Here is a 24,461-nt window from a genome sequence, read left to right as displayed (position 1 = left end):
CGCACTGTTCAGGCCAAACAGCGTCAAAGCGCCAAAAGGAATCAACCGGCGGATTCCGCATTCTCCGTGGTTCATCCGGGCAGTGATCGACCCGGCGGCCGACATATCGACCCGGTGGCCGGCGGCCCCGTCGGCCGATTCACCGATCCACCGACCTGTCGACCGACTCTTCGACCGATCCACCGACCGATTCACCGACCGATTCACCGACCGACTCATTGATCGACGCGGCATCAGGGGGTCACCATCCATGGCAGCCAGGCCACTCGTCGCCCGCCAGCCGAACGAACGGCTCCAGGCGCTCATCCAGGAGGCCGGGTGCTCCAACGCCGGCCTCGCACGGCGGGTCAACATCGTCGGCGCCGAACGCGGGCTCGACCTGCGGTACGACAAGACCTCGGTGGCGCGCTGGCTGCGGGGCCAGCAGCCCCGCGGCCGGGCCCCGGGCGTCATCGCCGAGGCGCTCGGGCGCAAGCTGGGGCGCACCGTCACCATCGACGAGATCGGCATGGCCAACGGCAAGAACCTCGCGACCGGCGTGGGGCTCCAGTTCTCGCCGACCGTGCCCGGCGCGATCGAGCAGGTCTGCGAGCTGTGGCGGTCCGACGTGGGCCGCCGGGACTTCCTCTCCGGCTCGGCCGTCGCCGCCTCCGCGCTCGTGGAGCCCAGCCGCGACTGGCTGATCACCGGGGCGGACGCGCAGGTGGCGCGCACGGCGGGCGCGCGCGTCGGCCCCTCGGACGTCGAGGCGGTGCGCGCGACGACGGCCGCGCTGACCGAACTCGACCACCGCTTCGGCAGCGGGCACGTCCGGCCGGTCCTGGTCCACTACCTCAACAGCGTCGTCTCCGGGCTGCTCTCGGGCGCCTACCGGGAGGCCGTGGGGCGCGAACTGTTCGGCGCCGTGGCCCGGTTGACGGAGCTGGCCGGCTACATGGCGGTCGACACCGGCCAACCGGGCCTCGCCCAGCGCTACTACATCCAGGCGCTGCGGCTCGCCCAGGCGGCGGGCGACCGCGCCTACGGCGGCTATGTGCTTGCCGCCTCCATGAGCCACCTCGCCGCCGAACTCGGCAACCCCCGCGAGATCGCCCAACTCGCCCGTGCCGCGCAGGAGGGCGCCAGGGGCCGGGTCACCCCCCGTGCGGAGGCGATGTTCCACGCGGCCGAGGCCCGCGGCCACGCGCTGCTCGGGGACGTGCGGTCCTGCCACGAGTCGGTGTCCCGGGCGGTCGCCTCGCTCGACCGTGCGGAACCGGGCTCCGGTGACGACCCGGCCTGGATCGCCCACTTCGACCACGCCTACCTCGCGGACGAACTGGCCCACTGCCACCGGGACCTGGGCGAGGCGGAGGCCGCCGCCCGGGCGGCCAGGGAGGCCCTGACGCACCTGCCCGCCGCCAAGGCCCGCCGCCGGGCGATCGGGCTGGTGCTGCTGTCCTCGGCCCAGGTGCAGCAGCGTGAGGTGGAGCACGCCTGCCACACGGCCGCCCGCGCGGTGGAACTGCTCGACGGCCTGCGCACCGGCCGGGGCGCCCAGTACCTGGAGGATCTCCAGCAGCGGCTCGACCCCTACGCACAGGAGCCCCCGGTAAGGGAGTTCGCCGCACGGCTCGCCCTGCGGACGGCGGCCTGAGCCGCCGCGGCCGGGGCGCGGGGCCGCCCGTGTCCCGGCTGTGTCACCACCGCTGCACACGTGTGCGGGGGCGTTGGGCCACCCGGTAGCGTGAGCCGACGATTCCGTAGGCCCAGACGTAGGAGTCCCGGTGACGCACAGCGGACAGGGTGACGAGCAGCGGCCGCCCGCCGCGCGGCCCGCGCACGAAGGCGTCGTGCTGCCCGCCGACGGCCAAGAGCCCGTCATACCCGGCCCGTCGGGCGCGCAGGCGGCCCCCGCGGGCGGCCAGCCCTGGGGTGCCCCCTGGGGCCCGCAGCAGCCGTTCGAGGGGCAGGCCCCGGCCGGCGGCCACGGCCATCCGTCCCCGCCCGGTGTCCAGGCGCCCGGTCACGGCTATCCGCCGGTGCCGGGCGGCCCGGGCCCGGAGGCCTCGTACGGGGGCGGTCCGGGTGCGGGGTACGGGGGTGCTCCGGCGCCCGGTGCGGGGTATGGAGGTGCTCCGGCGCCGGGTGCGGGGTACGGGGCCCCGTCCGCGCAGGTGCCGCAGGGCCAGGGTTACGGCTACCCGCCCGGCCCGGGGGCGCAGACCGCGGCCCCGCCGTACGGCGCCTACGGCACCCCCGCGCAGCCCCTGCCGCCGCAGAACGGACCGGGCCCCCATGCAGCCGACCCGGGAGCCGCACCCGCGGCGGCGGACGCCGAGCAGACCCGGCTGCTGCCGCCGCAGGGCGGGCCGGCCGCCCCGGCTCCGGGCGGGGCGGAGGACGCCACCCAGTACCTCGCCCCCGTGCCGCCCGCGCCGCCCGGCGCGGGCGATGCCACCCAGTACCTCGCCCCGGTACCGGGCGGTGCCGGTCAGCCCGGCGCACTGCCCCCCGAGTCCCCGGCCGAGTCCACGACCTTCCTCGGCACCAAGGTCCCCGCCCGGGACGCCGCGTCCCACCGGGCGGCTCCGGCTCCGGGCGGGGCGGAGGACGCCACCCAGTACCTCGCCCCCGTGCCGCCCGCGCCGTCCGCCCCGCCCTTCGGTATCCGGCCCGGCGCCCCCGGGGACCGCCAGCCGCCCGCCGAGTTCGACAGCCTCTTCCGCGCCGATGCGCCCGGCGGGGCGGGAGCCGACTCCACCCGGCAGCTGCCGCGCCAGGACGCCGGTCCGGCGGCACCCGGCCGGCCGGCCGGCCCCGGTGGCGGCCAGGAGCCGCCCTACGGGTCCCCGCCGTACGGCGCCCCCGGGCGGGGCGACGGCCGGTCCGGGGCCCGGCGCTCCGTCGTCCCGGTGGTGGCGGCGGTGGTCGTCGGCTGCGCCGTGCTCGGACTCGGCGTCGGTGCCGTCCTGTTCAGCGGCGGGGACGAGGGCCCGGCACCCGCCGCGGCGGCCACCGTGGCCGCCGAGTCCCCCGGGCCTCCTCCGAGCGAGGCCCCCGAGCCCTCCGATCCGGCCGAGGAGCAGGCCGAGGCGCTCGACGAACTGCTCGCGGACAGCAACGACAGCCGTTCCGCGGTGATCCGCTCCGTCGAGAACATCAAGAAGTGCACCGAGCTGGACCAGGCCGCCACCGACCTCAAGGACGCTGCGGAACAGCGCCGGGGGCTGGTGACCCGGCTCGGCGAGCTGACGGTGGACGAACTCCCCGACCACGCCCGGCTGACCGCCGCCCTGACCGAGGCGTGGCAGGCGTCCGCCTCGGCCGACGACCACTACGCGGCCTGGGCGAAGCAGGTGAAGGGCAAGCGGGGCTGCAAGGACGGCCAGGCCCGCACCACCTCGCACACCGCCCAGGGCAACCGCGCCAGCGGCGAGGCCACCCGGGCGAAGGACGAGGCCTCCGCGCTGTGGAACGCCATCGCCCGGGAGCACGGGCTCACCGAGCGCCGGAGCACGCAGCTCTGACGGTCCGTCCGCCGAAGCGGGATCCCCCGGGGCGGCGGCACGGCGCGGCGGTCCCCGGGGCCCCACCGGCCCCCGGGACCGCCGCGCCGCCTCAGAAGGCCGAGGTCAGGGTGTCGGCGACATCGACGAACTCGTCCTGCGCCGCCACCAGGCGGCCTCCCCTGACGATCTGGAAGGTGACGCTGCGGTTCACGATGCGCGGGAAGCTCGGCGCGGGGAGCATGTCCTCGTAGCCCCAGCGCAGTTCGGGTGTGAGGCCGTCGGTCGAGACCTGCAGTCCCTGGTCGAGGGTGTAGGCCAGGGTCCGGGGGGTGACGGTGTCCCGGTCGATGGCGCCCACGACCTTCTCCAGGACCGTGTAGGCGATCCAGGTGGTCTGGACGCCCGCGTCGGCCGGGTCGACGGCGTTGTCCCCGAAGGCGTGCTCGTCGATGACCTCCCGCATCGCATCCCAGCGCCGGTCGTCGGCCTCCGGGTACCAGCCGGTGACATAGGCGCCCTCGAAGGGCCCCGAGCGCCCCCCGGTGCGGTCGACCAGGGGCTGGCCCACGCTGCCGATGACCGAGGCGATGCGGATGTCGCGGCCGTCGTCGGGCAGGCGGCGGTAGGAGTCGAAGAAGGTCTCCGTGCGGTCCCCCAGCGCGGCGGTCACGCAGCCGGGCCGGTCGCCCTCGGCCTCCGCCCCCGTGTCGCGCGGCTTCGCGGCCTGGGTGCGGGCCTGCCGGGCCTGCTCGGTGTAGTCGGTGGCGTCGTCCTTGGCGAGGATGTCCGCGGTCGTGGTGTGGTCCCGGTCCGAGGTGAGCCCCGAGTGCAGCAGCTGCGACAGGTCGTCGCCCGCCAGGCTGTCCGGGCGCACCAGCGCGACGCCGCCGCAGGACCCCGCGAGCTGGATGCCGTTGCCGGCGAGCAGCGCGGGCTGGCCGCCGTTGACCGGGTAGGACAGATAGCTGGTGAACTCCTCCTCGGAGATGCCGTATCCGCCGATGAAGGGGATCCCGGCGGCTTCCAGCGGCGCCATGAAGGTGCCGTACTGGCTGTAGGAGCCGACCACGGCCACCACGCCCTCCTTGACGGCGCGCCGTGCGCAGGCCGCGGCCCCTTCGGGGGTGTTCTGCTCGTTGCAGGTGATCACGCGGAGTTCGTGGCCGTCCATGCCGCCGCGGCTCTCCACCCAGCGGGCGTAGGCACGGGCCATCGCCGGCATTCCGGGCATGTTGGTCGCCCGGGTGTCCACCGGGGCGAAGGTCATCACCGTCACCGGGTCCCGCGAGGCACCCGCGTCGCCTGGGAGGACACCGCAGCCGGATATCAGCGACGCTCCGGCCGCCACGGCCGCGGTGCAGGCGAGTCGGATGCGCGAGGAGGTCGGGGAGGTGCGGGGGGAGGTGGAGCGACGCCTACCGGTCATGGCTCCGTACGCTTCCTGCCCAGGGGGAACGCCGCTGTGAGCACGGTTCAACAGGGGGTGACGGCACGGTGAATTGCGGGGGCGGATCCGGAGGCTCCGGGGCGGACCGTACGATCGGGTGCGTGCAGCAAGGTTCGGTCCCCTCTTCCCGCCGCGGCCGTCGCTCCTCCACCATGGGCGGCATGCCGCTCAACGACATGCCCTGGTGGCGCTGGCGCAGCAATGTGCGCTCGGCGCTGCACATGCTGTCCGACCCCGCCTTCCACCAGGAGTGCTGGCTCACGGGCCGGGAGGGGTACGGCGACGTCACCGACGCCGTGTACCGCCTGGTCGAGGACACCTGGCTCGACAACTGGTCGGCCGAGAAGTACGTGGGGACGATCTTCCGCGACGGGGGCGAGGCCACCCTGGTGGACGCGGCCGTGCTGCGGGTGCTGCGCATCATGCACCAGGTCGGCCCGGACGCCCCCGTCTCCGCCTACCTGGAGCACCAGGGCTGGCCGGAGGCGGTGCAGGCCGCGCGCGAGGCGCATGTGGCCCTCGCGGCCGGCGACGGGGAGGACCCCGACGTACCGCCGCGCTCGCTGGACGCACTGCGGATCCTCACCGCCGGAGCCTGACCGCCCGTCCCCGCGGCGCTCCGCGCGCCCGGTCCCGCGCGCCCGGTCCCGTCCGCCGGGTCCCGTCCGCCGTGCCCGCCGTCCGCCGGGTCCCGCCCCCACCGGGGAACCCGCGGCGGCGGGACGTCCGGGGTGCGGACGCCGCTACGGCCGCGGCGGCGGGTGTGGCAGGCTACGAGGATGAGCGACGAGTATGTCCTGACGCTGTCGTGCCCGGACAAGAAGGGCATCGTGCACGCCGTTTCGAGCTATCTGTTCATCACCGGCTGCAACATCGAGGACAGCCAGCAGTTCGGGGACCGGGACACGGGCCTGTTCTTCATGAGGGTCCACTTCACCGCCGAGGCCCCCGTCACCCTGGACAAGCTCAGGGCGAGCTTCGCCGCCGTCGGCGACTCCTTCGCCATGGAGTGGGAGATCCACGACGCGGCCGAGCGGATGCGGGTCGTGCTCATGGTCAGCAAGTTCGGCCACTGCCTCAACGACCTGCTCTTCCGCGCGCGCACCGGGGTGCTGCCCGTGGACATCGTCGCGGTGGTCTCCAACCACACCGACTTCGCCGATCTCGTCCACTCCTACGGCATCCCCTTCCACCACATCCCCGTCACCAGGGACACCAAGGCCGAGGCCGAGGCCCGGCTGCTGGAGCTCGTCCGCGCCGAGGGCGTGGAACTGGTGGTCCTCGCCCGCTACATGCAGGTGCTCTCGGACGACCTGTGCAAGGAGCTGAGCGGCCGGATCATCAACATCCACCACTCCTTCCTGCCGAGCTTCAAGGGCGCCAAGCCGTACCACCAGGCGCACGCCCGCGGAGTGAAGCTCATCGGCGCCACCGCGCACTACGTGACGGCCGACCTCGACGAGGGGCCGATCATCGAGCAGGAGGTGCAGCGCGTCGGGCACCAGGTGACCCCCGAGCAGCTCGTCGCCACCGGACGGGACGTGGAGTGCCAGGCGCTGGCCCGCGCGGTCTCCTGGCACGCGGAGCACCGCATCCTGCTGGACGGCCGCCGTACCGTCGTCTTCGCCTGAGCCTGAGGCCGCCGGAGGGCGCTCCCGGCCGTGTACGCCTCCCGCCGGGGGCCGTGCACGGGCCGGGTTCAGATCCTGCTGAGCCCGGCCGCCGCGCAGAGCACCTCGCGCACCGCCTCCCGGTCGCCGTCGTGGCCCGCGGCGGCCTCCTGCGGTGACACATGGCCCGCGACCAGCCGGCAGAACTCCACGCCGTCCAGCGCCACCTGGGCGACCGAGTGGTCGGCGGAGCCGAGCGCCGCGGGGGAGTCCAGGGCGATGTACCAGTGCCCGCCCCCGCACCCCTCGATCTCCAGGTGCAGCGACCGGCCGGGCGACCCCGCCGAGACCAGCTGCCGCGGCGGCCCGGCGAGTCCGGCCCGGCGGCGTTCGGCGAGGGCCGCCGGCAGCAGCCGCGCCGCCAGGTCGATCATCCGGTGCAGATGGGCGCCGCCGGGGGCCGGGTAGGGGTAGTCCACGGCGTCCGCGATGTCGTCCGCGTGGATCCAGCACTCGAAGGCGCGGTCGAGCAGCGAGTCCCGCAGCGGGAGGGCGAACGAGCCGTAGGAGACGGGCAGTTCGGCCGCACCGCCACCGGCGAAGGACACCGTGCGGATCAGCGCGTGGCTCTGCTCGCGCCACGGCTCCCGGACACGGGGCCCGGAGCCCGTACCGAGGCCCCACGCGGCCTCGGTGCGCAGCGCGGGCAGCCGGGGCGCCTCGGCGCCCAGCGGGTCCTGGAGACCGAGGGCGGCCGCGACCAGCCCGTCGACGCCCATGAGGTGCGCGATCACCCCGCCCACGGTCGTCCGGCGGTCCACCTGCCGCTCGCCCTCGAACCACTTCAGGCGTACCGGAGCGTCCCAGTCGGAGCGGCCGATGTCCCGCAGCAGCGCGTCCAGCCGGGCGGTCTCGGCGTCGTAGGCGTCGGCCCAGACCGGCACCGGGATGCGCGCCGGGCGGCGGACCAGGCAGTTCTCCAGCACCTGGAAGCGCAGCAGCGGATCCAGGTCGAGGTCCCGGTCGGTGTGCAGCAGGCCGACGGCGTCGCGCAGGCGCAGCGCCTCGTCCGCACAGGGCGCGCACTCGCCGAGGTGCTCCTCCACGGCCGCGGTCTCCTCGGCGGAGCACGCGGACAGCGCCCACGCCCCGAGCAGCGACTTCAGGACGCCGTGCGAGGGGGCGCCGGGCGGCGGGCCCGCGGCCGGTACGTGCTCCGCCCGGTCGGCCCCGGGCGGTTCCCCGGTCCCCGAGGACGCCGCCGGGGTCCCGTCCGGTATCGCCTCCTCCGGCGCGGGGGTGTCCGCCTCCGGGGCGTAGGCCGCCGCGGTATCCGCCCCGGGGGATGCCGCGGCGGAGCCGTCGGCGGGCGCCGGGTCCGGTTCCGGCGACCCCCGGGGGCCGGGCGCGGGCGGCGGGCGGTACGCCTCCGGTGGGAGGTCGTCCGCCGCCCCGCGCGGACCCGGGATCCGCGGAACGCCCCGCACCTCGTCGTGCTCGCCGTCCCGGCCCTCCCCGCCGTCGAAGGGGCCGCCGCGCCCGCTCACAGGACGCGTCCGTGTCCGGGGGGCGAGGACCCCTCCAGCGGGCGGGTGTGCGCCGTCGACAGCAGCTGGAGGCCGAGCCGCAGCCGCCGCCGGGCCTCGTCCTCGGTGACGCCCAGGTCCGCCGCGGTCTGCCGGTAGTCCCGGCGCTGGAAGTAGGCCAGTTCCAGGGCGGCGCGCAGCGGCGCGGGCATGGAGCTCCTGATGTAGTCGGCACGGGCGGCCACCGCGGCCCTGTGCACCCGCTGCTCCAGCTCCTCCGAGGCGCCCCCGTCGCCCGGGGCGAGCGAGGCGGCCTCGCTCTCGCGCAGCCTGCGGACGGCCCGGGTGTTGGTGAGCCGGGCGACCCAGGCGCGCATCGGGCCCTGCCGGGGGTCGTAGGCGTCGGGGTTCTCCCAGATGTACCCGAAGACCTCGCGGGTGACCTGGCCGGCCGCCTCCTCGTCCTCCAGGACGCGGTGGGCCTGGCTGTGCACGAGCGAGGCGAAGCGGTCGTAGAGCTCGCCGAGCGCCGCGGCCTCGCCCCGTGCGAGCCGCTGCTGCATCCTGCGGTCCCAGCGCGGTGGTGCGTCCTTCGCCATACGGCCCCCAGTCCCTGCGTCCGTTGCCGCGGTCCCGCCGTGCCGTCCGCTCGTCCGGTGGTCCGCCGCCCCGTGTCCAGCCGAATGTAGTCGGCCGTGCCGAGAACCCACCATCCTTTGCGACAAAGAGGGACAAGGGGCTGTCGCGCGTGGTAGTTCCGCGGTATCGGAGGGTGGAGCGGGGAACCGTGCACGGCATCCGCGGCGTTTCAGTGGGAGACGGTCGGGCAGGGGCGTGGGAAGGCGGCTTCCGGTACCCGGGCCGACCGGTTCGAGAAGGGGGCCGTGGATGATGCTCAGGGTGGCCGAGACCCGCGAGGGCCGGTGGACCGTCCTGCATGTGCGCGGCGAGCTCGACCTGGTGTCCTCGCCCGTGGTGCGCCAGCGGGTGCACGATGCCGTGGCCGCGGGCGACCGGCAGGTGGTGCTGGACCTCTCCGAGGTGTTCTTCTGCGACTCCAGCGGCGTGGGCGTCCTGGTGGCCGCACGGCGGTTGATGCGCTCCTGCCAGGGCCGGCTCCGGCTCGTCCTGCCCGCCCGCGGGGCGGAGGAGGGCTCCCACGTCAACCGGGTGCTCGCCGCGCTCGGGGTACGCAGGCTCTTCGAGGTGTACGCGGACGCGGCCAGCGCCGCGGACGACGAGGCCAGCCCGCTGTCCGCGTAGGGCGGCGGCCACCCGCCGGACACCGGTCCTTCGCCCGTCCGCCTCCGGGGGGCAATTCGGCGGTGGCGTCCCCGCCGGGGGGCGAGGGGTCGTACGCTCACCGCATGGACAGCGCAGAATACGAGCGGAAGGTCGCCTCCCGCTTCGCGGCCTTCGATCAGGACGGCAACGGCTCCATCGACCGCGAGGACTTCAGCAGGGCCGCCGCCGCGGTGCTCGCCGAGTTCTCCGTGACCGCCCGTTCCGACAAGGGCCAGGCCCTCTACAGCGGGGCGGAGGCGTTCTGGCAGGGCATGGCCGGCATCGCCGACGTCGACGGGGACCAGCGGGTCAGCCGCGAGGAGTTCGTGACCGGGGCCGCCAAGAGACTGCGCGACAACCCCGACCGCTTCTGCGAGATCGCCCGCCCCTTCCTGCACGCCGTGGTCGCGATCGCCGACGAGGACGGCCGGGGCGTCACCCCGGCCGGAGCCGAACGGGTCCTGCGCGCCCTGGGCGCGACCGAGGCGGACGCGGTCTACGCGGCCCGCACCCTGGACGGGGACGGCGACGGCCGGATCGCCGAGTCCGAGGTGGTCGCGGCCTTCGCCGCCTACTGCGTCACACCGGAGCGGCCCAGCTAGCCCCGTCGGGCGGGGTTCGCCCCGTCGCGACGCTCCTCGACGGGCGAACCCCGCCTGATGCGGCGCCAGGGCCTGTCCGCCGCAGGGACCCCACCGCACCCCACCCGGCCCGTCCGGGCTGGTGCGCCAGGGGTGCTCGGGCCCGTGGCGCCGCCCGGACGCGGGGTCACCCGGGGTTCTGGCGGCGATCGGCTGTACAGGATTTCCTGAATCCAGGAAATCCTGTACGGTCGTGCCGTGCTGACCATCGCCCCCGAGGTCGAGGTGCTGGCCCGTTTCGGCCGCGCGCTCGCCGACCCCATCCGCTGCCGCGTGCTGCTCGCCCTGCGGGACGCGCCCGCCTACCCCGCCGATCTCGCCGACGCCCTCGGCGTCTCGCGCACCAGGCTGTCGAACCATCTCGCGTGCCTGCGCGACTGCGGCCTGGCCGTCGCGGTCCCGGACGGCCGGCGCACCCGCTACGAACTCGCCGACCCCCGCTTCGGCCGTGCCCTGGACGACCTGCGCGCCGCCGTGGTGGCCGTCGAGACCGACCGCAGCTGCCCGGACGCCGAGGCGGAGGGCTGCTGCTGATGGCCGCGGACACCCCCTTGTCCCCGGGCTTGGCCCCGCGGCGGCCCCCGGCGCACCGCGATGCACTGGCCCGCCGGATACGGCTGCTCGTCGCCGCGACCATCGCCTACAACGCCGTCGAGGCGACCGTCGCCCTGACCGCCGGCGCGATCGCCTCCTCCACCGCGCTGATCGGCTTCGGCCTGGACTCCCTCGTCGAGGTCTCCTCCGCCGCCGCGGTCGCCTGGCAGTTCTCCGCCCGCGACCACGCGCTGCGCCAGGCCCGGGAGAAGGCCGCCCTGCGGGTCATCGCCCTCTCCTTCTTCGCCCTGGCCGCCTATGTCTCCGTCGAGTCGGTGCGCGCCCTCGCCGGAACGGGCGAGGCGGGACACTCCACCGCCGGCATCGTCCTGGCCGCCCTCTCCCTCGCCGTGATGCCGTTCCTGTCCGCCGCCCAGCGCCGGGCCGGGCGGGCGCTCGGCTCCGCGAGCGCGGTGGCGGACTCCCGGCAGACCCTGCTGTGCACCTGCCTCTCCGCCGTGCTGCTCCTGGGCCTCCTCGCCAACAGCCTCCTCGGGCTGTCCTGGGCCGACCCCGCCGCCGCCCTCGTCATCGCCGCGGTCGCCGTCAGGGAGGGCCGCGACGCCTGGCGGGGCAGGGGCTGCTGCGCCCCGTCCGCGGCGCCGGCGGCCGACGTCCCCGCGGCGGCGGACCCCTGCGGCTGCCCGCCCGGCGGCGACCGCTGCGCCTGACCGGCGGTCGGCGCAGCGGTGGGCGTGCCTTTGGCCCGAGCACTCTGGAGGGTCACCCTGTGTTGATACCGGGTCGTGTCCTTTGTCGGGGCGGTCACGGCCCGGAGTCGGGTTAACACTCCGGTACGCTCCGTGGGATGCGAGTCGCTGCGAGGGCGGGGTTCCACGGCGCGGTCGCTCCGGCTGCTCCGGAGCCGGCGATGCGCGCTGATCATGGCGTGTGGGCGCGATCCGCAGCCCTGTGTTCGACCCCCTGCGCGGTGCGTCGCACAGTATGCACCATGGGTACTCCTTCACGCTGGAATATGCCCGAAGCGCTTGTTGCGGTGACGGAACGTCAACCATGCTGTCCGACACGGGAATCACGTTCCGTGATGGCAGTGAGGCGCAAGGCGATGTGTCCGCCGGTTCGGATGGTGTGAGCGGTGCAGGTGCTTCAGGTGCAGTTGGAGATCGGGCCCGATCCCGCCGAGGTGGGACGGGCCCGCAGATGGGCCCGCTCGCGACTGGCCCGCTCGGGGCTCGGCGACGAACCCCTCGCGGACACCCTGGTCCTGCTGATCTCCGAACTCGTGACCAACGCCGTGGTGCACACCGGCTGTCCGGCGGTCCTGCGGATACTGTTCGGCGCCGGCCCGGGCGACAAGGACACCGTGCGGGTGGAGGTCGCCGACGCCAGCGCCGTCCCGCCGCGGCCGCGCCGCGCCGACGGGGACGACACCAACGGCCGCGGCCTGGAACTCGTCGACGGCCTGGCCGACCGCTGGGGCTGGACCGCCGAGGGGGCCGGCAAGGCCATCTGGTGCGAGATCGACCGCTGTCCGGCCGCCCCGGCCCCGCGGCGGGCCCCGGCCGCCCGCCCCGCCTTCGGGCGGGATGCCCTCGGCCCCCTCAGGGCGACCGCGGGCTGACCGGGCCCCTCCCCGCCGCCCGTGCCCCGCGGCTCCCGCGCGCCTTGAGGCGCCCCCCGGCCCCCGGGCGGCCTCCTGCGGCGCCCCGGCCCGCCCGGCTGCCCCGGCCTCTCGGAACACGGGCTGCCCCGGCCCGGCTCTCCCGCCGTGCGGGCCCACCCCTCCCCGTCTCCTCGCGTCCCGCCCCGCGTTCGGCGGCTCCCGGCCATGCGCTATCGTCCCCCCTATCAGTTGAACAGGTTCAAAAATGGGGGTGGGGAGATGGCCGCGGCGATACCGGCGGAGTGGAACCAGGCGCCTCGGGCTCCGCGCCGCGGCCGGGGGCCGGGGGCGGGGTCGGTGGCCTGCACCGCCGCCTCGGCGTTCGGCACCCAGGCCCTGGTCGCGTTGTTCGCCCACGCCCTGCTGCCGCCCCAGGAGGAGACGTACTACACATACGACCCGATCGCGGACAGTCTCCTGCTGCTTCCGTGCGCCCTGTTCGTGCTGGTCGCGGCGGCCTTCCTGCACGCCCTGCTGTTCACCCTGCCCGCCCTGGCGCTGGGCGCCGCCGTGGCCCGCCGCGCGGGCGACCCCGCGGTCGGCTGGACCCTCGCGGTCGCCGGAGCGCTCGGCGCGGCCTATGCGGTGCTGGGCCGGGCCCTCGGCGCGGACTACCCGACGGCCCTCCTGTGGGCCGCGGGAACCGGCCTCCTGCCGGTCTGCGCCGCGCTGGCCGTGGACCGGCGCCTGCTGGGCGGCGTCCCGGTCTCCTGCGGGCGGCTCGCGGGGGAGTCGGTCCTCTGGCTGCTGGGCGGCCTGGCGGTCGCCGCCCTGGTCGTCGGGGCCGGGCGGCAGACCGGGCACCTCTCCGGGTACCGGCCGCCCGAGATCGGCCGCGCGGCGGTCGTGGGCACCTGGACCGAGGAGTCGGGCACCACGGAGCTGCGCCTGCGCGGGGACGGCACGGCGAGCGTGATCGACGCCCCGGCGGGCGAGGCGGGCCCGGAGGCCGTGCACTGCAGCGGACCGGCGACGTGGAGCTACGCCGACGGAGGCCGGGACGGCCGCGCCGCGGTCGAACTCGCGGTGCCCGCCTGCGAGGGCCGGGCGTGGGGGCGGTGGCTGTTCGCGGGGACCGAGGAGGCGCCGGAGCTCTTCGCGGTGGTCGGCGACCCGGAGTCCGGGGAGTTGTACGTCCTGCGCCGGGGCTGAGCGCCCGGACCGGACTCGGGGCGCCCGCGGGGCCCGGAGCCGTCCCGTCCCGGCCTCAGTGCCGGGCGGCGACCGCGCGCGCCAAGCGCCCGGCGTCCAGGGAGAGTTCCCGCAGCATGCCGCTGATCGGCGTGGTGAACCCGGTGAAGTACAGGCCCGGGGCCTTCGGGGTGCCGCGCCGCCCGTGCGCCAGCGGAAGGCCCGCCTCGTCCAGGACGCCGAGGTGGCCCACGAGTTGCTCCAGTCCGCTGCGGTACCCGGTGGCCGCGATCACCGCGTCGGGTGCGATCCGGGTGCCGTCCGCCAGGACCGCCTTGGCCCCCTCGAAGGAGGCCACCGGTGCCATGACCTCGATCCGGCCCGTGCGGACGGCGGCGACCAGGCCGGTGTCCACCACCGGGGCCGCGCCCTGGCGCATCCGGGTCCCGAGCGGGGTCCCCGGGCGGGGCAGCCCGTGCTCCGAGAGGTCGGGGGTGCCGAGCGGGCCGCGCAGTCCGGCCGCCGCGTCCAGGAGCCGCACGGGCATCCGGCGCACCAGGACGCCGGTGCGCTGGGCGGGCCACCCCGCGACCGAGCGGCGCACGATGTGGGGCGGTGTGCGCACCGCCAGGCCCACCCGGGCCGCGCCGCCCTCGACCAGGTCGACGGCTATCTCGGCGGCGCTGTTGCCGGAGCCGACCACCAGCACCTCCCGGCCCGCGTACGGGGCGGGGGAGCGGTAGGCGCGGGAGTGCAGCAGCTCGCCCGGGTAGTCCTCGCGCCCCGGCCAGGCGGGGAGGTGCGCGGTGTGGCACCGCCCGGTGGCGACCACCACGGCCCGGCCGGTCAGCAGGCGCCCACCGGTCGCGTGCAGCGTCCAGTCGCCGCCCTCGGCCCGGTCGATCCGGGAGACGGAAACGCCGGTGACGATCTCCAGCTCGTGGTGGTCCGCGTAGGACTCCAGATAGCGCACGAGGTCGTCGCGGGAGACCCAGCGGCCGCAGGACCGGGGGAGCGGGAGCCCCGGGAGGCCGGACAGCCGTCGCGTGGTGTGCAGGCGCAGGCGGTCGTAGTGCCCGCGCCAGGAGGCGCCCACCGCGTCGGACCGCTCCAGGACCACGGCGCGCACTCCGCGCGCGCGCAGCGCGGCGGCGGTCGCGAGTCCGCCGGGCCCTCCGCCGACGATGTAGACGGGCCGGTCGTCGGTGCGGTCGACGCCGATGGTGCTGCCCTTTTTTCCGGCCATGAACGGAGAGCGTAAATGTTCCGTTTTCTTGATGGGTCTCAGTCAAGACCGAGTTCGGTTGCGGTTGGGTCACGCCCTTGCATCGTCAACCACCGTGTGTGACGGCATGTCACCCTCCGGTCCGGGGCGCCCCGGACCGCGGGCGGTTCAGGGCCACAGCAGTTCGCGGTCCCATCCTCGGTCCGCACGCAGGCGGTAGCGGAGGCGCACATGCCGCCGACGGGTGTCCCCCTGGAAGAACTCGACCTCCTCCGGCGCCAGGGAGTAGGCGGTCCAGGTGGGCACGGGGGCGTCCGGTTCCTCCTGGGCGCGGGCCCAGGCCGCCTCGGACTCCGCCGCCAACTCCGCCTGCGAGCCCAGCACTTCGCTCTGGCGGCCGGTCAGGGCCGCTGCCAGGGCGCCCGTGGAGCGGGCGTGGAGGTCGGCCTGCCCCTCCTCCGCCGTGCCGGCGGTGACGGCCCCCCGCACCCGCACCTGGCGTGCCTGCGCGGACCAGTAGAACCCGAGGGCGGCCCGCGGGCGGGCGGCCAGCTGGCGCCCCTTGGCGCTGGTGGCGTGCGAGGCGAAGTGCCAGCCCGCGCCGTCCGCGCCGTGGAGCATCACGGTGCGCACGTCGGGCAGGCCCGCCTCGTCCACGGTGGCCAGGCTCATGGTGTGCGGCTCGGCCTGTCCCGCGGCCGCCGCTTCGGCGAACCACCGCAGGAACAGGGCAAGGGGCTCCTCCGGGGCGGCGCCCGGGTCGAAGGAGGGCAGGGAGGGCAGGTCCCAGACCCGCTGGCGGTGCAGCAGCCTCCGGAACGCCTCCTGGGCGGTGCTCGGGTCCTCGCTCATGTGCCCATTCAACAGCGCGGGTGCGCGGGGGCGTGGCGGACCGGGCCCGGAAGACGGACGACGGCGGCCACCTCGCGGGTGGGCCGCCGTCGGCGTGACAGGACGCGGGAGGGGGAAGGGCCGGGGCGGCTACCGGGTGGGCTTGCGGCCGGTGATGCCGAGGTGGACCAGCAGGGCCAGGTTGGGCCGGAGTTCGGCCTGCTTCACCCCGAGGGTGGTGAAGCCCTTCTGGTGGGAGGCCACCGCGGCCAGCATCGCCACCAGGGAGCCCGCGATCGCGGCGGGGTTCACGTCCTTGTCGACCCTGCCCTTGGCGCGGAGCTCCTCCACGGCCTCGGTCAGGGGGGTGGTGACGGAGTTGAGGATCTTCATGCGGAGCCGGTGGAACCGTTTGTCCCCTTCCGCGGCGCCCAGGTCGACGACCCGGAGGATCGCGTCGTGATGGCGCCAGAAGTCGAGGAACCCGTCCACGAACTCCTGCGCCGTCGCCCACCCCGCCTTGCCGGCCCAGGAGCGGCCCGCGACCAGTTGGGCCAACGACGCGCCCTCCTTGGCCATTTCGTCGGCGATTTCGAGGACGGCGCCCTCGACGTCGGGGAAGTACTGGTAGAACGTGGCCGGCGAGGTGCCCGCCTTGCGGGCCACATCGATGACCTTGACGTCCCGGTACGGCGAGGAACTGAGCATCTCGCTGAGGCAGTCGAGCAGCTTCTGCCGCGTCGCCTGGCCTCGTCGACCGGCCACGCGGCCGTCGACGGTGCGTACTTGTCCTGTCATGCCGTCAGCTTACCGAGGGGTGATGGGGGCGCGATTCGGCCGACTGCAAATGGGGTGACGGCCCCGGAAGGTCGCACCTTGTCAACAGGCTGTGGACAAGTTCCGTGGATGAGGCAACGGCTCTGACCTGGAACAAGACGGGCAAAAGGTCACTCCATGGCAGGGATTCGCTCGTGTGTTCGTATTTTTGGTGAGCGATTGCGCGCGCACCGCCTGGGCCGCCCTTAGCGTGAAGGTGACGGTCCTCACACGGAAGGGGCGACACCCATGGCCGGATTCGTACAGGGAACGCCGTGCTGGGTGGACGCATCGCTCCCCGATGTGGCAGCGGGCAAGCGGTTCTACGCGGAGCTCTTCGGATGGACCTTCACCGACCGCGGCGGGGAGCCCCTGCCCGGCGGCGGCACCCGCGGCCGCCGGGCCGACGCCTACCGCGACGGGAGCCTCGTGGCGGCCCTGACGCCCAAGCGCGACGGCCGGATGCCGACCGTATGGAGCGTCTACCTCGCCACCCCGGACGCCGCGGCGCTCGCCCGCCTGATCACCGCCAGCGGCGGCCAGGTGATCAACCAGCCCTTCCCCGTCGGCACCGAGGGCACGGCCGCCGTCGTCGCCGACCCCGGGGGAGCCGTCTTCGGCCTGTGGCAGGCGGGCGACCGCGCCGGCTTCGAGACGCAGGACGAGCCGGGCTCCTACTGCTGGGCCGAGGTCTACACACGGGCCAGGGAGCGGGTGGACGCCTTCTACGAGGGAGTGTTCGGCTTCCGGGGGACGGACCTCGGCGAGGGCCTCGGCCCGGAGGACTTCCGGATGTGGTCCCCGCCCGGGACCGAACCGGGCGAGAGCACGGCCGTGGGCGGGCGCAGCGTCATCGACGACTCGCTGCCCGCCGAGATGCCGGGCCACTTCCTCGTGTACTTCCGCGTGGCCGACTGCGATGCCGCGGCCGCGACCGTGCTCCGCCTCGGCGGCCGGGTGCGGACCGAACCGTATGACATCCCCTACGGCCGCACCGCGGTCCTCTGCGACGACCAGGGCGCGACCTTCGCGGTCCTCGCCGAGCCCCGCGGCGGCCGCCCCGGGACCGGCGCAGCCGCCCGGGAAGGCCGCGAGACCGAGGCGCCCTGGCCGCACGACGCCCCCGGGCCGGTACGCGCCCCCGGGGCCGCCCCCGGCGGCGAGCACTCCGAGACCCCGGAGAGCGCCCCCCGGCCCGTGCCGCCGGAGGAGGGCGGAGCGGCAGCGGAGGAAACGGGCGGAGGGGAGCCCGGACGGGGCAGGCTCGGCCTGAGGCGGCGCATCGGGCGGGAGCGCCGCGCGCGCGGGAGCCGTGCGGAGCAGCGCGGTGAGCGGGGTGCGCCCGGTCCGGGGGAGTCGCAAGCCGAGGAGGGCGGTGAGCGGGGTGCGCCCGGTCCGGGGGAGTCGCAAGCCGAGGAGGGCGGCGAAGAGGGCGCCGAGGAGGCTCGGGCAGATGAGCGGGCCGCCCCCCGGGAGGGTGGTGGACCCGGGGAGCAGGACGGGCCCGCGGAGTCCGGCGAGCGGTCCGGCCGGGGCCGCCCCGGCGGGAGCGGCGCGGACGGCGGCGAGGGCACCGGGACCGGCTGAGACGGCCCCGCGCCGCGCAGGCGCCCCGCCGGGAGGCCTCCGCGCCGGCCGCGACGGCTCCCCTGCCCCGGGTCGTCGCCGTCCGGCGGGGCACGCTCCGGCCCCGCCGGAGGCGTCCGATAAGCGGTGAGACACCCCGATCCGCCCCCGGGTTCGCAACGGCGGCCCCGGACAGGAACAATCAGGGGTGCTCACCTCCGCGGGCCCGCGGGTGAGACCCTGCACGGGGCGGCAAGAGACGGACCTTCACGGTGAGGAGTCCGTACGGGGAGGTGGCACGCGGGTATGGATCAGCTGACGCAGCACGACCCGAGACGGATCGGTCCGTTCGAGGTGCTGGGCCGGCTCGGGGCCGGGGGCATGGGACTGGTCTATCTCGCCCGGTCGGCCTCCGGCCGCCGGGTGGCGATCAAGACGGTGAGGACCGAGCTCGCCGAGGACCAGCTGTTCCGCGTCCGGTTCACCCGCGAGGTCGAGGCGGCCCGGGCCGTCAGCGGCTTCTACACCGCGGCCGTCGTGGACGCCGACCCGCGCGCCGCCGTGCCGTGGCTGGCCACCGCCTATGTGCCGGCGCCCTCCCTGGAGGAGATCGTCAACCAGTGCGGGCCCCTGCCCGCCCAGGCCGTCCGCTGGCTGGCCGCCGGCATCGCGGAGGCGCTCCAGTCCATCCACGGCGCCGGCCTGGTCCACCGGGACCTCAAGCCCTCGAACGTGCTGGTCGTCGAGGACGGCCCCCGGGTGATCGACTTCGGTATCGCCTCCGGGGTCTCCAACACCCGCCTGACCATGACCAACGTCGCCGTCGGCACCCCCGCCTACATGTCGCCCGAGCAGGCGCGCGACTCGCGCAGCGTCACCGGCGCGAGCGACATCTTCTCGCTCGGCTCCACCCTGGTGTTCGCCGCCACCGGGCACGCGCCGTACCACGGGGCCAACCCCGTGGAGACGGTCTTCATGCTGCTGCGCGAGGGGCCCGACCTCGAAGGGCTCCCCGAGGAGCTCCGCCCGCTCATCGAGCACTGCATGCAGATGGACGCCGGTCTGCGGCCCACCCCCGAGGACCTCCAGGCGCAGCTCGCCCCGCACCTGTTCTCCTCCGGCCACGACGACAGCGGCACGGCATCCGCCTGGCTCCCCGGGCGGGCCACGGCCATGATCGAGACCCGCCGCGGCGGCGGCCGCACCCAGGCACCGGCCCGTCCTCCGGGGCCGCCGCCGGCGCCCGTCCCGCCGCCGCCCGACCGGGAGCCCGCCCGGGTCGCGTCCGGCGACCCGCGCGGCTCCGCGGGGGCCCCGCCCGCCTCCGCCGACGGCGGACCGGTCCGCCTGGCCGGCGCCGGAGTGGCCATCGGCCCCGGCCCGGCGGTCGCGGCCGCCGGGCGCCCGTCCGCCGCCGACGCGGGACCGGCGACGGGCTGGATCCGGCCCCCCGCCGGAGTGACCGGCGCCGACACCGCCACCCGTGCCGTCCCCGGGCCCTCCGCCACACCGGTACCCGTACCGCAGCAGGACGCCGCACCCACGCACTGGCGCCCCTGGCGCTTCCGCATGTCGAACGACGTCTGGGGGACCCCGGTCGTCGACGGCGACCTCCTCTACGTGACCTCCTTCGAGGTCCACGCCCTCGACGTCGCCAGCGGACGCCGCCAGTTCAAGACCCGGGACGTCGCCTGGTCCATGGCCGTCGACGGCGGCCGCATCCACGGCTCCGACGGCCCCACGCTCTACGCGCTGGACGCGGCCACCGGCGCCGAGCGCTGGCGCCTGACGACCGACGCCTGGGTGTACTCGCTCCGGGCCGACCGGGGCACGGTGCTCACCGGCACCCGCGGCGGCGGCGTGCAGGCCTGGGACGCCGCCGGCGGCGAGAAGCTGTGGGAGCTCAACGGCGCCCAGACCGAGTTCGAGACCGCCGAGGCAGGACCGGCGATCTTCGGGGACACCGTCTTCGTGTGGAAGGACGCCCGGCTGCGCGCCCTGGAGGCCCGTACGGGCGCCGAGCGCTGGTCCTACCCCGTCGGCGACGCCGCCTCCTGCGGCCATGTGCCGGTCCGCGTCCAGCCGGCTCCCGACGGCTGCGCCTATGTCTCGGCCGGCACCCGGGTGATCGCCGTGGAGGTCGCCTCCGGCCTGGTCCGCTGGCACTTCGAGGCGCCCGCGGTGTTCCTCTCCCCGCCCGCCTTCGCCCCGGGCCCCGCCGTCACGGGCGGAGGGGTGTACCTGGCCGACTACCTGGGCACCGTGTACGCGCTCGACGCCGCCACGGGCAAGGACCGCTGGCGGATCGCCACCGAGCCCCGCCCCTCGGTCGAGCCGGTGCTGGTCGCCGCCGGGAACGTCCACGTCGGCAGCGGCAGCGCCCTCTACACCCTGGACGCCGTCACCGGCACGCCGATGTGGCGTTTCGCGGCGGGCGGCGAGGTGGTCGGCACGCCCGTGGCGGCCGACGGGCGGGTGCACTTCGGCTCGGCGGACCATGTGCTCTACACCCTCGACGCGAGCGGCGGCCAACTGCGCTGGAAGCTCGCCACCGGCGGCGAGATCAGCGGGTCGCCCGTGGTCCGGGGCGGTGTGGTGTACGCGTGCAGCAAGGACCGCTGCGTCTACGCCCTGGACGCGGGCAAGGGCACGGCGACCGGGCGCCGCTGAGCGGCCCCGGTCCGCATGGCGGGGGGCCCGGGGCGGGCGTAGCGTCGGCAGCGGGAGCGGTATCGGCCGCAGACGGCTGACACGAGGAGGCCGGCGATGGTCCGCAACGTCATCGGCTCGCTGATCGCTCTCGCAGGAGCGGCGGCCGCCGTATGGAGCCCCTTCCGTGACTGGTACGACGGCCGCCTCGGGCGCGACTACCGGATCCAGGACCTGTTCGGGGGCATCACCGCTGCCGAGGGCGCGCTCGCCACCTCGCTGCTGCTGCCGTTCGCCTTCGCCGCCCTGCTCACCGTCGTGGGCGTGGCCCTGCGCCTGCGGGCGCCGGTCGCCCTGGCGGGCCTGGTGGTCCTCGGGTTCACCGTGCTGTGGATGGTCCGCCAGGGGCAGGCCGCGGGCAGCCTCACCGTCGGCGGGGACGGCGGCGGACTGGGCGAGGGCGTGGCGCTGGCCGCCGGGGGAGGCGTCCTGCTGCTGCTGGGTGCCCTGGTGATGAGCGGCCGCCGACGGCACGTCCCGGTGCAGGAGGCGGCTCCGGCGCCGCCGGAGGAGGACTGGGGCCCCTACGGCACGGACCCGACCGGCCCCGTGCCCTACCGTCGCGGCCCCTACGCGCTGCGGCCCGACGACACGCTGCCCGGCGCCCCGCCGGTCTACCGCCCGCCCCCGTACGCGGCACCCCCGCAGGGCGCCCCGCCTCCCGGCCCGCAGCGCTGGAGCGATGCGGGGCGCGGCGGCGACGGGGACCGGGAGCCCGGCGGCCCTCCCCCGCACGGGGGGACCGGCCGGGCCGACGAGGGGTGAGCGGGGCGCCGCCCGACGGCGCCCTCCACGCGTTCCGCCCCGGCCGGGCCGGTCAGCCGTGCAGGCGGACCGGGATCTCCTGCCAGCCGTAGGCGATGAAGGACGGCACCTGCCGCAGCTCCGCCGGATCCACCGCCAGCGCCAGGTCCGGATACCGGTCGAAGAGGGCCGGCAGCGCGGTGATCGCCTCCATCCGCGCCAGCGGGGCGCCGATGCAGCGGTGCACCCCGATCCCGAAGGCCATGTGGTCGTCCGCCGAGCGCGTGGCGTCGAACTCCGCGGCCGTCGCCCCGTAGTGCGCCGGGTCGTTGCCGGCCGCCGCGTACGTGGTGAGGATCGCGTCCCCGGCCGGGACGGTGACCCCGTCGACGGTCAGGTCCTCGACCGCGAAGCGCAGCGGCAGCGAGGCGATCGAGGGGTGCACCCGCAGCACCTCGTCCACCACCTGGTCCCAGGAGGTCTTCCCGGCGCGCACGGCCGCCAGCTGTTCGGGGTGGCGGAGCAGGGCCACCACCGCGTTGCCGATGAGGTTGACCGTCGTCTCGAAGCCCGCGCCGATCACCAGCAGCAGCGTGTACAGCAGCTCCTCGTCGCTGAGCCGGTCCCCGTCCTCGTCGCGGACCCGGATCAGCTCGGTGGTCATGTCGTCGCCCGCGTTCTCCGTCTTGTGGGCGATGAGGGCGCCGAGCACCGAGCCGATCTGCTCCTGCACCCAGGCGGCGCGCTCCGGGCTCGGGTCCGAGGTGTCCATCAGGGCCGCGATCAGCCGGCCGGTGTCCTCCCGCAGCCGGTCCGGGACGCCGAACAGCTCGCAGATCATCCGCATCGGCAGCGGGTGCGCGTAGGCCGCCTTGAGGTCGACCGGCGTTCCGTCCCCGCCCGCCGCGTCCACCTGCGCCAGCAGCTCGGCGGTGATCCCCTCGACCCGCTCGCGCATAGCCTCCGTCCGGCGGGCGGTGAAGCTGGGTGCGACCAGCGTGCGCAGGCGCCGGTGGTCGCTGCCGTAGGTGGAGAGCATGTTGACCACGCCCACCCAGCCGAGGATCCAGGTCCACTCGGGCCGCTCCGGCACGTGGGGGAAGAGCGACCAGTGCTTGCGGGGGTCCTTGCTCACCCTCGGGTCGAGGATCAGCGCCTTCAGGGTGTCGTAGCCGGTGGGCGCCCAGGCGGGGATGCCGCCCGGCAGCTCGACGGGCACCACGGCGCCCAGCGCGCGCAGACGGGCGCTCTCGGCGACGATGTCGGCCCCGAACGGGTCGATGGCCACACGGGTGGACGCGGTCATGCGCGATCTCCTGCCTGGTCGGTCGGGGATTCGGCCGCAGGCCCGGGGGTCAGGGCGGGGGTGCGGTCGGGGGTGCGGGGCGTGAAGCGGACGGGCAGCGCCCGCAGGGACCGGTGGAAGGGGCCCGGCCGCCATTCCAGCCGCTCCCGCGGCAGTACCGGGTCGAGGTCGGGCAGCCACTGGGTGAGGCGCTCGATGGCGCCGGTCGCGATCAGCAGGGCGGGCTGCTTCACCGGGCAGGCGTGCGGACCGGCGCCCCAGGACATGTGCGAGGCGTCGTGCGGATGGTGGGCCCCCGCGAAGTCCTTCTCGGCGAAGTGCCCCATGGCGCCGAAGGAGATGACGATCGGCACGGCGGCCTGGAGCCACATCCCGTGGAAGCTCGTCGACTCCCGGGCGAAGTGCACCCCGTAGTTGGAGAGCGGGGTCTCGTACCGCAGCACCTCCATCACCGCGTCCATCACCGGCCGCGCCCCGGAGGTCAGGGTGGAGTAGTACGCCGGGTTCCCCAGGATCCGCGAGAGCGCGTTGGAGATCAGGTTGGCCGAGGGCTCGTGGCCCGCGCCCAGCATCAGGAACACCTGCCACACCACCTCCTCCGGCGTCAGCTCCAGGGGGTGGTCGAGCAGCCGGCTGGTGAGGTCGTCGCCCCGCTCGGCGGTCTTGGCGGCGATCAGCTCCATCACGTACCGGCCGTACTCGGCCTCGCCCTGGGCGGAGCGCTCACCGCCCTCCATCATGGCGCCGAGCGCCGCGTCGAGCCGTCCGGACTCGGTGTCCGGCAGGCCGAAGAGGCTGTTGAAGATCAGCGCCATCATCGGGCGGGCGAACTCGGTCACCAGGTCGGCCTCGCCCCTGGGCCCGAACCGGGACACCAGGATGTCCACCGCGCGGTGCACCCGCTCGCGCAGGTCGTGCGGCTCCACCAGGTCGAAGGCGTCCAGCATGGTGGTGCGGTAGCGCACGTGCTCGGCGCCGTCCGCGAAGAGGGCGTTGGCCCGCCACCGCATCATCCCGAGGACGGGAGAGTCCTCCGAGACGGTCCGCTCCCAGGGCCGGGGGTCCACGGAGAAGGTCTCGGTGTCGTGCAGCAGGTCGAGCGCCGCACGCCGGTCGGTGACCACGTAGGCGAAGATCCCCGGGGCCAGTTCGGCCCAGCCGATCGGACCCTGTGCCCGCAGGGTGGCGTAGTAGGCGTACGGGTCGGTGGCGAAGCCCTCCTCCCACAGCCGCACGGGCGCGGTGAGCGTGAAGGCGTCGGAGCGGGCGGGGTACGCGGTCACTGCGCCTCCGGGGCCATGCGGTCGATCAGGTGCTGGACGAGCGCGAGCAGGGAGTCGACGGAGGAGTTGGTGTCCCTCGCGTCGCAGGTGACCAGGGGCGTGTCCGGCTCCAGGTCGAGGGAGCGCCGCAGCTGCTCCTCGGTGTACTGCTTCGCGTCGGGGAAGGTGTTGAGGGCGACGGCGTACGGCAGGCCGGACTCCTCGACCAGGCCCAGGACGTCGAAGGAGGCGTCGATCCGGCGGGTGTCGACGAGCACCAGGGCGCCGAGCGCCCCGTAGGCGATGTCGTCCCACAGCGGGCGGAAGCGCTCCTGCCCGGGTGTGCCGAAGAGGTACAGCACCACCGAGTCCCCGAGGGAGACCCGCCCGAAGTCGATGGCGACCGTGGTCGTGCTCTTGTCCCGGACCCCGGCCAGGTCGTCGACCCTCGCGGAGACCTCGGTCAGATGCTCCTCGGTGTGCAGCGGGCGGATCTCGGACACCGAGTCGATCAGGGTGGTCTTGCCGACCCCGAACGGGCCGGTGACCAGGATCTTCACCAACTCGCGCGCGGAGTCGGGGAGATGGTTCACCTCGTCCGGCGCCACGGGGGCCGACGTGGTCGCGGAGGGCGGTACCCCGGGGCTGTGCATC

General features: G+C 75.3%; 23 protein-coding genes. 13 read left to right on the top strand and 10 right to left on the bottom strand.

The genetic code is table 11. The features are described 5' to 3' along the window. Positions 1-250 precede the first annotated feature (250 nt). On the top strand, positions 251-1,636 hold the full coding sequence (locus ACGF15_RS20250; RefSeq protein WP_345613453.1) for a transcriptional regulator: 1,386 nt from the start codon (positions 251-253) through the stop codon (positions 1,634-1,636). Positions 1,637-1,679: 43 nt separating this feature from the next. Here the strand turns inward: ACGF15_RS20250 and ACGF15_RS20245 are convergent, their stop codons facing one another. Next, the gene (locus ACGF15_RS20245; RefSeq protein WP_392800679.1) at positions 1,680-2,009 is read right to left on the bottom strand and encodes a hypothetical protein; all 330 of its coding nucleotides are present in this window, start codon (positions 2,007-2,009) and stop codon (positions 1,680-1,682) included. Positions 2,010-2,156: 147 nt separating this feature from the next. Between ACGF15_RS20245 and ACGF15_RS20240 the strand changes: the two genes are divergently transcribed. Then, entirely contained in the window at positions 2,157-3,509 is a 1,353-nt protein-coding gene (locus tag ACGF15_RS20240; protein WP_392800676.1) for a hypothetical protein, read from the top strand. Between the two features lie 91 nt (positions 3,510-3,600). On the opposite strand, the gene ACGF15_RS20235 is transcribed toward ACGF15_RS20240, so the two are convergent. Then, complete coding sequence (locus tag ACGF15_RS20235; protein WP_362611285.1) at positions 3,601-4,917, bottom strand: ABC transporter substrate-binding protein; 1,317 nt, start codon at positions 4,915-4,917, stop codon at positions 3,601-3,603. Positions 4,918-5,099: 182 nt separating this feature from the next. Between ACGF15_RS20235 and ACGF15_RS20230 the strand changes: the two genes are divergently transcribed. Then, a complete protein-coding gene (locus ACGF15_RS20230; protein WP_376426787.1) occupies positions 5,100-5,537 on the top strand; it encodes a hypothetical protein in 438 nt (145 codons plus the stop codon). Between the two features lie 180 nt (positions 5,538-5,717). Then, positions 5,718-6,569, top strand: coding sequence for a formyltetrahydrofolate deformylase (purU, locus tag ACGF15_RS20225; protein WP_392800672.1), 852 nt, complete (start codon positions 5,718-5,720; stop codon positions 6,567-6,569). A 68-nt stretch (positions 6,570-6,637) separates the two neighbouring features. Here purU and ACGF15_RS20220 read toward each other — a convergent pair whose 3' ends face one another. Together ACGF15_RS20220 and ACGF15_RS20215 are read right to left on the bottom strand one after the other, a co-directional pair. After that, entirely contained in the window at positions 6,638-8,095 is a 1,458-nt protein-coding gene (locus tag ACGF15_RS20220) for a zf-HC2 domain-containing protein (protein WP_392800669.1), read from the bottom strand. After that, positions 8,092-8,673 carry a sigma factor gene (locus ACGF15_RS20215; protein WP_392800666.1) on the bottom strand — a complete coding sequence of 194 codons (582 nt, stop codon included), beginning with the start codon at positions 8,671-8,673 and terminating at the stop codon, positions 8,092-8,094. The genes ACGF15_RS20220 and ACGF15_RS20215 overlap by 4 nt, the downstream gene beginning before the upstream one ends. A gap of 289 nt (positions 8,674-8,962) precedes the next feature. On the opposite strand from ACGF15_RS20215, the gene ACGF15_RS20210 reads away from it, so the two are divergent. The 6 genes from ACGF15_RS20210 to ACGF15_RS20185 all read left to right on the top strand — a co-directional run bounded on the left by ACGF15_RS20210 (position 8,963) and on the right by ACGF15_RS20185 (position 13,369). After that, positions 8,963-9,337: an STAS domain-containing protein gene (locus ACGF15_RS20210; protein WP_345613440.1), complete on the top strand. Its 375-nt coding sequence runs from the start codon at positions 8,963-8,965 to the stop codon at positions 9,335-9,337. Between the two features lie 104 nt (positions 9,338-9,441). Continuing rightward, complete coding sequence (locus tag ACGF15_RS20205; protein ID WP_345613438.1) at positions 9,442-9,960, top strand: EF-hand domain-containing protein; 519 nt, start codon at positions 9,442-9,444, stop codon at positions 9,958-9,960. Positions 9,961-10,197: 237 nt separating this feature from the next. Further along, positions 10,198-10,533, top strand: a complete 336-nt coding sequence (locus ACGF15_RS20200) for an ArsR/SmtB family transcription factor (RefSeq protein ID WP_392800661.1) — start codon at positions 10,198-10,200, stop codon at positions 10,531-10,533. Beyond that, the gene (locus ACGF15_RS20195) at positions 10,533-11,264 is read left to right on the top strand and encodes a cation transporter (protein WP_392800658.1); all 732 of its coding nucleotides are present in this window, start codon (positions 10,533-10,535) and stop codon (positions 11,262-11,264) included. Before ACGF15_RS20200 ends, ACGF15_RS20195 begins: the two co-directional genes overlap by 1 nt. A gap of 425 nt (positions 11,265-11,689) precedes the next feature. Beyond that, positions 11,690-12,175, top strand: coding sequence for an ATP-binding protein (locus ACGF15_RS20190; RefSeq protein ID WP_362611296.1), 486 nt, complete (start codon positions 11,690-11,692; stop codon positions 12,173-12,175). Positions 12,176-12,514: 339 nt separating this feature from the next. Continuing rightward, entirely contained in the window at positions 12,515-13,369 is an 855-nt protein-coding gene (locus ACGF15_RS20185) for a hypothetical protein (protein ID WP_392800655.1), read from the top strand. 55 nt (positions 13,370-13,424) lie between these two features. On the opposite strand, the gene ACGF15_RS20180 is transcribed toward ACGF15_RS20185, so the two are convergent. The 3 genes from ACGF15_RS20180 to ACGF15_RS20170 form a co-directional block, all read right to left on the bottom strand. Next, positions 13,425-14,594, bottom strand: coding sequence for an NAD(P)/FAD-dependent oxidoreductase (locus ACGF15_RS20180; RefSeq protein ID WP_345613428.1), 1,170 nt, complete (start codon positions 14,592-14,594; stop codon positions 13,425-13,427). Positions 14,595-14,741: 147 nt separating this feature from the next. Continuing rightward, complete coding sequence (locus ACGF15_RS20175) at positions 14,742-15,425, bottom strand: pyridoxal 5'-phosphate synthase (protein WP_362611301.1); 684 nt, start codon at positions 15,423-15,425, stop codon at positions 14,742-14,744. A gap of 129 nt (positions 15,426-15,554) precedes the next feature. Further along, complete coding sequence (locus tag ACGF15_RS20170; protein WP_345613424.1) at positions 15,555-16,202, bottom strand: TetR family transcriptional regulator; 648 nt, start codon at positions 16,200-16,202, stop codon at positions 15,555-15,557. A 267-nt stretch (positions 16,203-16,469) separates the two neighbouring features. On the opposite strand from ACGF15_RS20170, the gene ACGF15_RS20165 reads away from it, so the two are divergent. The 3 genes from ACGF15_RS20165 (at position 16,470) to ACGF15_RS20155 (ending at position 21,260) form a co-directional block, all read left to right on the top strand. Beyond that, positions 16,470-17,807, top strand: coding sequence for a VOC family protein (locus tag ACGF15_RS20165; protein WP_376426778.1), 1,338 nt, complete (start codon positions 16,470-16,472; stop codon positions 17,805-17,807). Positions 17,808-18,092: 285 nt separating this feature from the next. Beyond that, entirely contained in the window at positions 18,093-20,456 is a 2,364-nt protein-coding gene (locus ACGF15_RS20160) for a PQQ-binding-like beta-propeller repeat protein (protein ID WP_362611304.1), read from the top strand. A 96-nt stretch (positions 20,457-20,552) separates the two neighbouring features. Beyond that, positions 20,553-21,260, top strand: a complete 708-nt coding sequence (locus tag ACGF15_RS20155; RefSeq protein ID WP_345613420.1) for a hypothetical protein — start codon at positions 20,553-20,555, stop codon at positions 21,258-21,260. Between the two features lie 52 nt (positions 21,261-21,312). On the opposite strand, the gene ACGF15_RS20150 is transcribed toward ACGF15_RS20155, so the two are convergent. The 3 genes from ACGF15_RS20150 to ACGF15_RS20140 are packed head-to-tail and all read right to left on the bottom strand — an operon-like array spanning position 21,313 to position 24,460. Then, positions 21,313-22,545: a cytochrome P450 gene (locus ACGF15_RS20150; RefSeq protein ID WP_392800648.1), complete on the bottom strand. Its 1,233-nt coding sequence runs from the start codon at positions 22,543-22,545 to the stop codon at positions 21,313-21,315. Continuing rightward, a complete protein-coding gene (locus ACGF15_RS20145; protein WP_345613416.1) occupies positions 22,542-23,828 on the bottom strand; it encodes a cytochrome P450 in 1,287 nt (428 codons plus the stop codon). Before ACGF15_RS20145 ends, ACGF15_RS20150 begins: the two co-directional genes overlap by 4 nt. After that, entirely contained in the window at positions 23,825-24,460 is a 636-nt protein-coding gene (locus ACGF15_RS20140) for an ATP/GTP-binding protein (RefSeq protein ID WP_345613414.1), read from the bottom strand. The genes ACGF15_RS20145 and ACGF15_RS20140 overlap by 4 nt, the downstream gene beginning before the upstream one ends. Position 24,461 lies beyond the last annotated feature (1 nt).

This window comes from Streptomyces sp. NPDC048001, assembly GCF_043203115.1.
Classification (GTDB): domain Bacteria; phylum Actinomycetota; class Actinomycetes; order Streptomycetales; family Streptomycetaceae; genus Streptomyces; species Streptomyces sanyensis.
This window is presented reverse-complemented; position numbering and strand designations above follow the sequence as displayed.

Bases quoted from the DNA above. Each gene is read 5' to 3' on its own strand.
- ACGF15_RS20230 (WP_376426787.1), top strand. From the start codon at position 5,100: ATGCCGCTCAACGACATGCCCTGGTGGCGCTGGCGCAGCAATGTGCGC.
- ACGF15_RS20235 (WP_362611285.1), bottom strand. From the start codon at position 4,917: ATGACCGGTAGGCGTCGCTCCACCTCCCCCCGCACCTCCCCGACCTCC.
- ACGF15_RS20160 (WP_362611304.1), top strand. From the start codon at position 18,093: ATGGATCAGCTGACGCAGCACGACCCGAGACGGATCGGTCCGTTCGAG.
- ACGF15_RS20250 (WP_345613453.1), top strand. From the start codon at position 251: ATGGCAGCCAGGCCACTCGTCGCCCGCCAGCCGAACGAACGGCTCCAG.
- ACGF15_RS20170 (WP_345613424.1), bottom strand. From the start codon at position 16,202: ATGACAGGACAAGTACGCACCGTCGACGGCCGCGTGGCCGGTCGACGA.
- ACGF15_RS20175 (WP_362611301.1), bottom strand. From the start codon at position 15,425: ATGAGCGAGGACCCGAGCACCGCCCAGGAGGCGTTCCGGAGGCTGCTG.
- ACGF15_RS20210 (WP_345613440.1), top strand. From the start codon at position 8,963: ATGATGCTCAGGGTGGCCGAGACCCGCGAGGGCCGGTGGACCGTCCTG.
- ACGF15_RS20205 (WP_345613438.1), top strand. From the start codon at position 9,442: ATGGACAGCGCAGAATACGAGCGGAAGGTCGCCTCCCGCTTCGCGGCC.
- ACGF15_RS20180 (WP_345613428.1), bottom strand. From the start codon at position 14,594: ATGGCCGGAAAAAAGGGCAGCACCATCGGCGTCGACCGCACCGACGAC.
- ACGF15_RS20165 (WP_376426778.1), top strand. From the start codon at position 16,470: ATGGCCGGATTCGTACAGGGAACGCCGTGCTGGGTGGACGCATCGCTC.
- ACGF15_RS20150 (WP_392800648.1), bottom strand. From the start codon at position 22,545: ATGACCGCGTCCACCCGTGTGGCCATCGACCCGTTCGGGGCCGACATC.
- purU (WP_392800672.1), top strand. From the start codon at position 5,718: ATGAGCGACGAGTATGTCCTGACGCTGTCGTGCCCGGACAAGAAGGGC.
- ACGF15_RS20215 (WP_392800666.1), bottom strand. From the start codon at position 8,673: ATGGCGAAGGACGCACCACCGCGCTGGGACCGCAGGATGCAGCAGCGG.
- ACGF15_RS20155 (WP_345613420.1), top strand. From the start codon at position 20,553: ATGGTCCGCAACGTCATCGGCTCGCTGATCGCTCTCGCAGGAGCGGCG.
- ACGF15_RS20195 (WP_392800658.1), top strand. From the start codon at position 10,533: ATGGCCGCGGACACCCCCTTGTCCCCGGGCTTGGCCCCGCGGCGGCCC.
- ACGF15_RS20140 (WP_345613414.1), bottom strand. From the start codon at position 24,460: ATGCACAGCCCCGGGGTACCGCCCTCCGCGACCACGTCGGCCCCCGTG.